This window comes from Bradyrhizobium sp. 23 (assembly GCF_023073295.1).
Lineage (GTDB): Bacteria > Pseudomonadota > Alphaproteobacteria > Rhizobiales > Xanthobacteraceae > Bradyrhizobium > Bradyrhizobium canariense_D.
Genome location: NZ_JADPJF010000156.1, coordinates 1 through 12,953, shown reverse-complemented (window position 1 = coordinate 12,953; position 12,953 = coordinate 1). Strand labels below are relative to the sequence as shown.

Sequence of the window (12,953 nt, the reverse complement as noted above, 5' to 3'; positions counted from 1 at the left end):
CGATCCAGCCGCTGGAGACCGGCATCGTCTCGGCGATCCATGTCCATGATGGCGACAGGGTCACGGCGGGCCAAGTGCTGGTCGAGCTCGACCGCACCGTGACCCAGGCCGAGCGCAAGCGGGTTGGGCAGGACCTCGTCGTGAGCCTGCTCGACGTCGCCCGCCTGTCGGCGCTGCGCCGCAGCTTTCCAGATCTCGCCGCCCCCCACGATATCGAGGAGCCCGCCGGCGCATCCGAGGTGGAGATCGCGCGGGCGCGCTCGGCCATGCTGGCACAGGCCGCCGAACAGCAAGCCAAGCTTGCCTCGGTGGTCCAGCAGATCGACCAGAAGCGCGCCGAGGCGCACTCGGTCACCGCCGCGATCGCCAAGATCGACGCAACGCTGCCGCTGCTCGAGGAGACGCTGACCATCCGCAAGAAGGCGATGGACATCCAGTACGGCAATCGCATTGCCTGGATCGACGCCCAGACCCGCCTGATCGACCAGCAGAACGAGCGCATCGTGCAGGAGCGCAAGCTGGTCGAGATCGAGGCCGCGCGCCGCGCGCTGGAGCAGCAGCTCGCCCAAACGAAGTCGGGCTTCGAGCGGCAGGTGCTAAGCGATCTCTCCGATGCCCAGAAGAAGGCCGACGAATTTCAACAGGATTCAGTCAAGGCGCAGCGGAAGACCGAGGAGCAGCTGTTGCGCGCCCCGATCGACGGCACCGTGCAGCAGCTCGCGATCCACACCGTGGGCGGCGTGGTCTCCCCCGCGCAGCAGCTGATGATGATCGTGCCGCGCGGCTCCAGCATCGAGGTCGAGGCGATGATCTCGAACCGCGACATCGGCTTCGTCGAGCACGGCCAGGACGCCGAGATCAAGATCGATACGTTCAACTTCACGCGCTACGGCCTGCTGCACGGCAAGGTGATCAGCGTGTCGCGCGATGCGATCATCAAGGACAAGCCGCTGGGCGGGCCGGGCACTCCGAAGCAGGGTGGCGCGCTCGTCGAATCGAGTGAGCCTGCCGGCCAGGAGCTGCTCTACGCTGCGCGCGTGTCGCTCGATGGCACGAAAATGCAGGTCGACGACAAGATGGTCAACCTTGCGCCCGGCATGGCGGTGACGGTGGAGATCAAGACGGGGCAGCGGCGGATCATCGAGTACGTGATGTCGCCGTTGCTGCGGTATCGGCAGGAGAGTTTGAGGGAGAGGTGATTGGTGGCGTCGGCTTCTCGAAAGAGGCTGGTGGAATCTAAGTCACCTGTGGGATGAGGTCTATCGTCCCGCGGGCTCACAGATTGACTATGAACCGTTAGGTGTTTAGCGCGATATGTACATCCTATGTAAGAGCCGGCACATTTTCCGTGGATCGTGGGTTAGCGCGTCTATGTGTGCGAAATCATGGGTCACGTCGTCTGCTGACTGCCTTTTTCGCAACGACAGACATAGTTGGGTTGGCCATGCGATCCACCGGGGGAAGCCGAGCCGGTGTCGATGCAGAGGCTGATCAAGACCTTGGCGGGGATCGCTATAGTGCTTGTCGGGGCGGCTTTGCTCCGAGTTGTGGCGGCATGGATTATGGGAGAGTCGCCCTACCTCCAGTATTTGAGGCTAGTTCACAACGACATTCCAAGGCTCACAGTTCCGGTCCGACTGCAACGCGACGTACCCTCAGCGTTTCGAGTACGAATTGTTAAAGGCCGAAGCTATGAGCTCAATCTCTTGGTTTACTTCTCTGGCGATGCACAACGGGCCGAAGTCCACGATTTAATCGGCGGACCGATTGCCCAACCAAGCAATCTAGCTGATCCACCAGGCAAGCTTCGCTCCGTCTGTCACATTGTCGTGCTGGATGAGAACGGACAGACCATTCTTGACCGCACGGTTCCGTCTGACGGGCATGTTGCGTCCACCGGCTATTCCTTCAGTCGCAACCTCGATCGGATGCGACTTGAGGAGGGCCTGTACATCGTCAGCATTACTCCAATGAACAACATCTCTAGGTTGGAGCCATTTCGGACAGAGCTCGAGCTTACGTACACGGCGAAATAGCAGTTTGCCACAACGCAGGGGGATAGAGAGATGCCCAAGCTTACAATCAAGATTGCGCCGCCCGGAAGCATGACGAGCGACGGACCGTCGCAGACTGGGCATATGTGGTACGAATTGACTGATGCTCAAGGAAATACGATCAGCTTTGGCTTTCATCCGTTAGAGCCGGGAACGCCGATCGGTGCGGGGACTGTAAGGACTGATGACAATACAAACCACGACACTATCTCATACTCGCAAACTATCGACATATCTCAGTCGCAATACGATAAGCTGAAAGCCTTTGGCGAAAATCCCGGCGGTGGGCAGTTTAGCCCGATCTATAACGGCCTAACAAACAGCTGCATTGACTTCGTATTCAATGCCCTGAAGCAAGTTGATTGGGGAATGCTGCCTGGCAATGAAGGCTTTGTATGGCCCAACCACTGGCTTAACAAAACTTGGATTGACCATTCGCTGGTCCGAATCGATCTATTACGGTTCTTAGGTGAATTCGGTGACAATCTTCGTGAATCGCTGAAATTGGCGCTCGTTTCGCCGCTTCTATTTATCAATCGCGATCCGCTTGTGCTGGACCTCGATGGTGATGGCGTCGAGCTCTCGTCTCTCGCGGCCTCCTCGGTCCATTTTGACTATAACGGCGATGGCTTCGCAGAACTGACAGGCTGGGTCTCAGGTGACGATGGTATCCTCGCGATCGACGACAACGGCAATGGCCTTATTGACAGCGGCATTGAGCTGTTTGGGTCGTCTACCCAGGACGGTTTTGCTGTCCTCGAGAAGCTGGACACCAACGGTGACGGGAAGATAGATGCGCTAGATCAAGAATTCCATAAGCTTCGCGTTTGGCGTGATCTCAATCAGAACGGTGTATCCGAAGCAGGCGAGCTCGGAACCTTAGCTGACGCAGGGATCGCGTCACTGTCGCTGCAAAGAACCGCAGTAAACGGTACCAACCAAGATAATGGTGTGGGCTTTGGTGCTGTCTTTACGCGCAGCAACGGAAGCACTGGCGATGTCCAATCGATCTATTTTAAGACTGACGGTCAACAGACTGTTGCAGATCACACACAAGCCTATACGCCGCTTGAAGGCGTTGACAAACTGCCTCAGTTGCCAGGCTTTGGGCAGATTGACAATACCGAATACAAGGCCAGCACGGACGAAGGATTCCGGATCGCGTGGACGGCTCTCGCCGATGATGTCTTCACCATGGACCCAGCCGCGCTTCGAGCGAACTTTCGAAGCTTGTTGTTAAACTGGGCTGGTGTTGACGCGATAGATCCTGCTAGCCGGGGCCCCTACGTTGATGCCGCCCATCTTGCTTTTGTTGAAAAGTTCTACGGTGACACTTATCGTGAGCTGCAACGGGACAACGAGCTGCGAACCTATCCGGGGAGCAAAGCTCTCGGTTCAAAAGTCGAAAGTACCTTTGAGCAAATTGCCGATATTTTGGAGTTGTACTTCCTGTCTCAAGTTACATGGAGCGCTTCCGCACGAGGGAACGAGACTTTAGCGGCAGAGAACAGTCCATATCTGTTCTTCAGCATGCTAGACTTCGGCACGTATGCCGCCGGAGAGCCGCAGCCGGCTACACCTGCAAACATCGGAACGGTTGTTGATCTTATGGCTGCATTCGCACCCACGTCGGGTGGCGTGCTTGCGGGTTACCTGGCGAAGGGGCTTCTCGGCCTCGAGGGTCTCGTTCAGTTGAAATTCAACGGCGATCGTGCCGCGTACGAGAGCGCCGTCCTGCCTCATCTAGACGCTGTCCTCGACACGGCTGCTCGCAGTGTGGCAACGCACATCATCGATGGAACAGCGCTTGTTGGATCATCGTATGCTGAAGGCATCAATGGCACCTCCGCCCAGGACGTCTTCATCGGGGGGGGCGGCGGCGATCTGCTCAGTGGCGGCAGCGGCAGCGATATCTATGTCTACAACAAGCAAGACGGCGATCTCTGGATCAGGGATGATGGTGCCGCGACCGACACCGATCGGCTCGTTCTCACCGATCTGAACTCGACCGACCTCACCTTCGATCGCATCGGTGACGATCTGCTGATGCGGATTACGGCAACCGGAAAGACGATCGTTATCGATGGCTTCTTTGCGAGCCAAGGCATCGACGTCCTGCGCTTCGCGGATGGCACCGAGTGGGGCCGCTCGCAGCTGGCAGGCGCCAGCGTGTTTCGGGGCGACGGGCACAACAACGTCATCTCGGACTCCGGGGGGCATGACGTCATCCGCGGCGGCAAGGGCGACGACTATATTAGGATCAGTGGGGGCAGCGATACGATCCTCTATAGCAAAGGGGACGGATATGACATCGTTCACGACACGCTCGGCCCGGTCAGTGAGCGCGATACCTTTGTACTGACGGATCTCAACGCCAGCGACATCCAACTGTCGCGGGTTGGCGGTCACCTTCTGCTGACGGTCAAGTCGACCGGCGAGTATATCGACTTCGACAATTTCTTCCCGAACAACAGCGCCGACAGCAAGTCCAAGAACATCGACATCATCAAGTTCGCAGATGGTACGAGTTGGGACCGTGCGCAGATCATGCAGCAGGCCTGGGTTCGTGGCACGGATGGGATGGACACGCTCGCCACCGGCTCAGATCTCAACGACACGATCTACGGCGGCAAAGGTGACGACTTCCTGCAGGGCTGGAACGGGAGCGACACCTACGTCTGGAAGAAGGGCGACGGCAACGACGAGATCTACGATTTTTCTTCGAAGATCGGCAATCCCAGCAATACGGATATCGATACGCTGTGGCTGCAGGACGTCTCAGCGGGTGAGGTGAGTTACTCCTACCAGGACAGCACGCTCCTCATCACGATCAATACAACCGGCGAAATCATCCGCGTTGATGGATTCTTCTCAGGCGTTACCAGCCTCTTGGACGGCAATGCCGGCTACTGGGTCGGTATCGACCAGATCAAATTCCAGGACGGCTCGGCAATCGACCGGGCGCAGATCACCTACAATGCCGGCCGCGACTATCTCGGTTGGGACCCTGTGGTCGTGACCATGGTCGAGCAGGGGTTGATCATCTGGCAGACGTACTGGGATGAGTTCGGCCATGAAGGAAACATCGTCGCCGGCGCGTCGCCCGGCATCGACGATATCTGGAATGCTTCCAGCTATGGCGGACTGGGCGGAACGCTGGGGATTTCGGATGCGCTGCAGCCCAATCCGTTCCACGGTGGCGGCAATAACAGGCTCAACGGTAGCGGCAACATCGACATCATGGCGGGCGGTCTTGGTGCTGACGTCCTAAACGGACTGGCCGGTAATGACGTCCTCTATGGAGACGAAGTTGGGTCGGATACAGTCGGCGGCAACGACGTTCTCCTTGGGGGATTTGGCAACGACGTTCTCTACGGCGGCGGCGGATCGGATTATATCGATGGCTGGATCGGCAGCGACTTTATCTCTGGCGGCGACGGGAAGGATTATATCCTGGCGAACGACGGTGATGACATCGTCATCGGCGGCAAGGGCGACGATATCATCTATAACAACAACGGCGCCGGCAGCGGGAACGATACGTACATTTATGCCAAGGGTGATGGCAACGATCTGATCGTTGAGGGCAATTCGGCGGAAACGGACGTCCTAATTCTCACCGACATCAATTCATACGACGTCGAGCTGTCGCAATCTCTCGACGACCTCCTGATCAAGATCAAGGCGACGGGCGAGGTCATTACCGTCGCGGGTCATTTCATCGGTCTCAACGCGCCGGGTGCGGGGCTCGAATATATCCGGTTTGCGGACGTTCAGTGGGGCCGCACGCAAATTCAGCAGGCCTCCTGGATCCGTGGGACGGACGGCCGCGATATCCTGGATGGCACCCAGACGCTTTCAAGCCACTTTCTCGGTCAAACGTTTCAAGGCGGCAAGGGCGACGATATCATCTATTCCGGCTATCAAAGCGGGAGTGGCAGCGACACGTTCGTCTACGCGAGGGGAGATGGCAACGATACCATCAGTGAACAGACCTGGCGGTCCTTTGGTCCGACCGAGACCGACGTTCTGAAGTTCACGGATATCAGCAGCCCAGACGTCCAGCTGACTCGGTCTGGCGACGATCTGCTGATCAAGATCATCTCGACTAACGAGACGATCACGGTCCTGGGACAGTTCGGCGAGACCCCGGACGCCCCCGGTATGGGTCTCGAAACCATCCAGTTTGCGAACGGTGAGGTCTGGAATCGGGTCGATATCCAGAAGAATGCCTGGTTCCGCGGTACGGACGGACGGGATCTCATCGACGCCCGGATCAGCCGCTGGGACGATACGATCGAAGCCGGCAAGGGCGACGACATCATCTACTCAGGCCTGCAGAGCGTCAGCGGCAACGACACCTTCATCTATTCGAAGGGCGACGGCAACGACACCATCTACGAGAACACCTGGCGCTCGTTCACCGCGACCGACACCGACGTCCTTGTCCTGAAGGATATCCAGGCTTCCGAGGTGAACCTGACCCGCTCCGGCGACAATCTCCTGATTCACATTCTGCCGACCAACGAGACGATCACGATCGTCGGCCAGTTCGGCGATGCCACGGACACCCCGGATTCCGGCATCGAATACATTCGTTTCGCCAATGGCGACCAATGGGGCCGCTCGACCATTTACGGGATCGCGACCAGCAATGCGCCGTTCTTCGCGGGCACCGGTGGAAACGACGTTCTGGTCGGCTCGAGCGCCAACCAGAACTTTTATGGCGAGGCCGGCGACGACCGGATCGACGGACAGGGCGGCAACGACCTCCTCTATGGCGGCCTCGGCAACGACACCCTCCTGCTGAGCGTCAGCGCTCCCGGCGATGTCGCCACCATCAACGGCGGCGTGGGAACCGATACGCTGGACCTCAGCGGCTTCGGGTCTGCGGTATGGGTCGATCTCGTCACCAACGGTGCCGAAGTGCGCACGACCGACCAGGGCGATCTCGCAAGCGGTACCTGGCGTGACATGGCGCAGGTCGAGCAGATCGAAAACATCGTCGGCACCGAATTCTCCGACCAGATCGCCGGCGATGCCGGCAACAATCTGATCGTTGGCGGCGCGGGGAACGACGTGATCGATGCGCGCTCCGGCGATGACGTCGTCTCCGGCGGCAGCGGTGACGACACGCTGACCGGCGGCATGGGCAAGGACAAGCTCGATGGCGGCACCGGTGTCGACGTCCTGAACGGTGGGCTCGACAGCGACATTCTGATCGGCGGCGCCGACAACGACGTCCTGACGGGTGGCACGGGCGGCGACATATTTGTGGTCGGCGTCGGCGACGGTTCGGACACGGTCACGGATTTCACGGCGGGAAGCGGGACGGACCACGATATGGTGCGGTTCGACCGCACCATGCTTGCCGATTTCGCTTCAGTCATTGCCGTCGCGTCGCAGGTCGGCGGCGATGTCATCATTTCCCTCGGGAATGGCGACAATCTCACTTTGCAAAATGTCGATCTTGCCGCGCTGACCGCCGACAACTTCGAGTTTCGGCGGCTCGGTAACGAGGCGCCCACCGCGATTGCTGTGACCGGCGGCTCGGTACAGGAGAACGCTGCGGGCGGAACGGTCGTTGCGACGTTGGCGGCGGTCGATGCCGGTGACGCCGGCGCGCACAGCTTCAGTATTGTGAGTGCAGACGATCTATTCGAGATCGTCGGCAACCAGATCCGTGTCAAGGACGGCGCCGTCCTCGATTTCGAGACGCAGTCGCAGCACGCGCTGGCTGTCAAGGTCGTGGACGACGACGGCATGTCCGTCACGTCGACGGTCGTGATCGGCATCACCGACCAGATCGAGACAGTTGCGGGGACCTCGGGCAAGGACATTCTGGCCGGCGGAGCGGGGTCCGATATCCTGATCGGCGGCGCCAGTGCTGATCGTATCAGTGGCGGCAACGGTTCAGACGAATACCGTTACAATCTCGGGGATGGCAGCGACCGCATCGTCGACAGTGGTGGCAGCGCCGATACCGATCGTTTGGTGCTCGGGAGCGGAATCGATCCCGCCACGATCAAGGTCGGCCGGTCCTCGCTCGATAATTCCGATATCGTGCTGCAGCTTGCGAACGGCGACACCATCGTGCTTCAGGATCAGCTCTCGGCGTCCGCCGGTGCAGGCCTCGAGCAGATCGTCTTTGCCAATGGTGCGGTCTGGAGCCGATCCGACCTGCTCGGTCGGTTGGACGGCCACCTGCTCATCGGCGGTGCCGATACCCAGGCCTTGGCGGGCTCGGGCACAGCCGATGTTTTTGTCGCCGGAAGTGGCGCCGAAACTCTGACCGGGTACGGCGGCAGCGATACCTACCGGGTGGGCGCTGGTGCCGATAACGTCACCATCTCCGAAGATGCCGAGGACGGCACGGATCGGCTCGAACTTGTCGGCCTCAACGCCGCCGACGTCACGTTCATTCAGCGCGGCGCCGACCTCATCGTCAAGAACAAGGCGAACGGTCACACCACGACGATTGCCAATGAGTTCAGCTATGCCCCAACCGGGGTCGAGCAGGTCGCGTTTGCCGATGGAACCGCGTGGGACAAGACGCAGATCGCAGCCCATTCCGTGCTGCCCAATGCAGCCGGAAACTATACGATCCAGGGGACACCGGAGGACGACACCTTCCAGCCGGGGGCCGGAAACGATTTGATCCAGGGCGGCGCCGGCAGCGACACCGTTATCTATGCCTTGGGTGATGGCAGCGACACCATCAACGACGGCTACAACTCCGCCTCGCAGGTTGACGTTCTCAAACTCCTCGATCTCAAGCCCGGCGACGTCATATTCTCGCGGCTCGGATCAGATCTTTCGATCGCGATTCCGGGAAGCGGAGATGTCATCACCGTACAAGAGCAGTTCACCTCGACGAGCGGCTATTGGGGCCTCGAGCAGGTCCAGTTCTCCGACGGTACCGCATGGGACCGCAGCGCGATTGCTACTGCAGCATGGATCCGCGGCACCAGCGCGGCGGACACGCTGAACGGCTTTGCGACGGCCGATACGCTGGACGGCGGAGCTGGCGGAGACACGCTTATTGGCGGTGACGGTGGTGACACCTACATCTACCACGTAGGCTCAGGCAACGATGTCATCCAGGAGAGCGGTGCGGACTCCGGCGCGGACGTGGTGAAGCTCGTGGGCCTAAACGCTTCTGACGTAAGCTTTGGCCAGAGCGGCGATGATTTGTTCATCCAGATTAAATCTTCCGCCGAAGTGCTGAGGCTTCAGGGCCAGTTCAACGGGACGAACGGTATTGAGCAAGTCCTGTTCGCCGATGGGACGCGGTGGGATCGCGCACAGATCGCCAATGCGTCCCAGTTGGTGGGGACGGGGGGCAACGATTCCGTCACATTGCCGGCGGACGGTGCGACCATCGATACCGGCGCAGGTGACGATACTCTCAGCGTCAGTGGCAACGGTTCCGATCGGATTATCTTTTATAAGGGTGCGGGGCATGACACGCTCAACAATCCGGGTGCAGGATACGTGCGCGCGGACGTTCTCGATCTCACGGACATCCTTCCATCGGAGGTCCAGCTCACGAGATCGGGCAACCAGCTTATTGTAAGTGTGCCATCAACTGCAGACAGCTTCACCGTTCCCTTGCAGTTCAATGGTAACAGCTATGGGCTCGGCAGCATCAAATTCGCCGACGGCACTATTTGGGACCGCACGGCGATTACTGCCAATGCGTGGCTGCGTGGTACTTCCGGAAACGAATCTTTCGGGCTTCCGGCCACCGGAGTTACGGTCGATGCGGGTGCTGGCGATGACACCATAAGCGTTTCGGGCAATGGCTCGGACCGCATCATTTTCGGAAGCGGCTATGGGCACGATACCCTTACTAACCCCGGCTCTGGCTATAATCGCGACGACACACTTGTTCTGAAGGACCTGAATCGGTCGGATGTTCAATTGAGCCGTAATGGTGACGCCATGACGCTCAAGTTGTTGTCGACGGATGACACCTTTGTCGTGGACTATCAGTTTTGGGGAGATGGCAGCCAAATCCAGGGCCTAACGGGTATTCAGTTCGCCGACGGCACCCTCTGGAATCGCGCGGCAATTACTGAGAATGCTTGGATTCGCGGGACGGTTAACGGAGAAACGCTCTCCGGGCTGTCGTCGAATGACACGATCCTCGGCGATCTTGGAAACGACCGTCTGCAGGGCCGAGATGGCTCGGATACCTACGTCTACAGGTCGGGGGACGGCAACGACGAGATCGATGATCAATCGGCCTCGACGACCGACGTCGACACGATCAAGTTCACCGACCTGAATGCGAGCGATATCGTCCTGAGCCGCGCGGGCAACACCCTGTTTGCAACGGTCACGGCGACCGGTGCCACCATCCAGATCGACAATCAATATTACTCTCAGAGCGCCTACTACGGCGTGGAGAGGCTTCTGTTTGCGAACGGCGACAGTTGGGATCTTCCAACCATTGCTGCGAATGCCTGGTTCCGCGGGGCCGCCGGCAACGACTCGATCTCCGCGGCGTCGTCGAACGACACGATACTCGGCGGCACCGGAAACGATTACCTGCAGGGCCGAGATGGCTCGGATACCTACGTCTACAGGTCGGGGGACGGCAACGACGAGATCGATGATCAATCGGCCTCGACGACCGACGTCGACACGATCAAGTTCACCGACCTGAATGCGAGCGATATCGTCCTGAGCCGCTCGGGCAACGCCCTGTTCGCAACGGTCACGGCGACCGGTGCTACCATCCAAATCGACAATCAATACTACTCTCAGAGCGCCGACTACGGCGTGGAGAGGCTTCTGTTTGCGAACGGCGACAGTTGGGATCTTCCAACCATTGCTGCGAATGTCTGGTTCCGCGGGGCCGCCGGCAACGACTCGATCTCCGCGGCGTCGTCGAACGACACGATACTCGGCGGCACCGGAAACGATTACCTGCAGGGCCGAGATGGCTCGGATACCTACGTCTACAGGTCGGGGGACGGCAACGACGAGATCGATGATCAATCGGCCTCGACGACCGACGTCGACACGATCAAGTTCACCGACCTGAATGCGAGCGATATCGTCCTGAGCCGCGCGGGCAACACCCTGTTTGCAACGGTCACGGCGACCGGTGCCACCATCCAGATCGACAATCAATATTACTCTCAGAGCGCCGACTACGGCGTGGAGAGGCTTCTGTTTGCGAACGGTGACAGTTGGGATCTTCCGACGATTGCCGCGAATGCCTGGTTCCGCGGGACCGCCGGCAACGACTCGATGTCCGCGGCGTCGTCGAACGACACGATACTCGGCGGCACCGGAAACGATTACCTGCAGGGCCGAGATGGCTCGGATACCTACGTCTACAGGTCGGGGGACGGCAACGACGAGATCGATGATCAATCGGCCTCGACGACCGACGTCGACACGATCAAGTTCACCGACCTGAATGCGAGCGATATCGTCCTGAGCCGCTTGGGCAACACCCTGTTTGCAACGGTCACGGCGACCGGTGCCACCATTCAGATCGACAATCAATACTACTCTCAGAGCGCCTACTATGGCGTGGAGAGGCTTCTGTTTGCGAACGGTGACAGTTGGGATCTTCCAACCATTGCCGCGAATGCCTGGTTTCGTGGAACGTCAGGCAACGACTCGCTGAATGGAGCTTCATCGGCTGATACCCTTTTCGGTGGTATGGGAAATGACTACTTGCAGGGCAACGACGGCTCCGATACCTACGTCTACAGATCCGGAGACGGCAACGACGAGATCGCTGATCGGTCCGGCTCCGTCACGGATATCGACACCCTGAAGTTCGCTGATCTGAATGCGAACGACATCACCGTCAGCCGCTCCAGCAACGCTCTGCTCGTTATGGTCAATTCGACCGGCGCAACTATTACGGTCGACGATCACTTCTATTCGCAGACTGCCAATTGGGGCATCGAGAAGCTGCTGTTCGCCGATGGAAGCAGCTGGAACAGCTCCAACATCGCCGACGCCACGTCAACGTTCATCTGGGCCGGCAGTGTCGCGAACGCGACGCTCATGGGCAACGACTACGGCTTGAACATCTTCCAGATTGGCGCGGGCGCAGAGACAGTCTATGGCGGAGCGCGGAACAATGTGTACCAGATTACGACGAGCGCTGGACAAGCGCAGATCAACCTTTCCCCAGCGACCGGCTCGAAGAACGAGATCGATTTCCTGAGCGGTATCACCGATCAGAACCTCTGGTTTGAACAATCCGGCAACGATCTGAGGATCGATCTCCTGGGCACTAACACGAGCACAACGATCGGCAACTGGTTCTCGGGAAGCTCGGGTGCATTGCAGGAGATCACCGCCGGAGGTCTCAAGATCGACAGCCAGCTCTCTCAGCTGGTGCAGGCGATGGCGACGTATTCGGCGAACAACACCGGGTTTGATCCGACGAATTCCACGCTTCAGGCGCTACCAAACGACGGCGGGCTGCAGAGCGCGATCGGAGCGGCTTGGCACACTTGAAATCGAGGTCGATTTTATGCGGATTGATATGCCGACGCAGATTGAAAAATTGAGGTAGCCGGCGTCGGCACAATATACTTCGCCGCGCGCCGCCGCCCTTGAACGGCGCATCTATCGCATCCAGCGCTTTCTTCCGCAGGATGGTGCATCTGCTCGCCTACCGCCGGCTGTTCGTGCTGCTTCGCCAGCAGGGCGAGCCGTCCGGGCGGAACCGGATCTACCGTCTGTATCGAGAGGAAGGCCTCAGCGTGCGCAAGCGCCGGGCCCGCCGCCGCGCCGTGGGCACCCGAGCGCCGATACTGGTCGAGGCTCGGCCGAACGGTAAGCGTCGTTCTCACGCCACGGCTTTGAGGGATTGCGCGCGATAGGCCCAGGGAAGCAGCTGATCGATTTCGCTGTTTGGGT

Annotated in this window: 3 protein-coding genes and 1 pseudogene; all 4 read left to right on the top strand. The window is 59.3% G+C overall.

Translation table 11 applies throughout. The features are described 5' to 3' along the window. The coding region (locus IVB32_RS40890) for an HlyD family type I secretion periplasmic adaptor subunit (RefSeq protein WP_247413155.1) at nt 1-1,199 on the top strand (1,199 nt) is incomplete at its 5' end. A gap of 279 nt (nt 1,200-1,478) precedes the next feature. Next, entirely contained in the window at nt 1,479-2,036 is a 558-nt protein-coding gene (locus IVB32_RS40885) for a DUF5625 family protein (protein ID WP_247413154.1), read from the top strand. A 30-nt stretch (nt 2,037-2,066) separates the two neighbouring features. Continuing rightward, nucleotides 2,067-12,548: a calcium-binding protein gene (locus tag IVB32_RS40880; protein ID WP_247413153.1), complete on the top strand. Its 10,482-nt coding sequence runs from the start codon at nt 2,067-2,069 to the stop codon at nt 12,546-12,548. A 158-nt stretch (nt 12,549-12,706) separates the two neighbouring features. Beyond that, nucleotides 12,707-12,862 (top strand): annotated as a pseudogene (locus tag IVB32_RS40875) (IS3 family transposase); the annotation flags it as partial. Nucleotides 12,863-12,953 lie beyond the last annotated feature (91 nt).

Excerpts from the sequence above, each read along its gene's own strand:
- IVB32_RS40885 (WP_247413154.1), top strand. The coding sequence starts at position 1,479 with ATGCAGAGGCTGATCAAGACCTTGGCGGGGATCGCTATAGTGCTTGTC.
- IVB32_RS40880 (WP_247413153.1), top strand. The coding sequence starts at position 2,067 with ATGCCCAAGCTTACAATCAAGATTGCGCCGCCCGGAAGCATGACGAGC.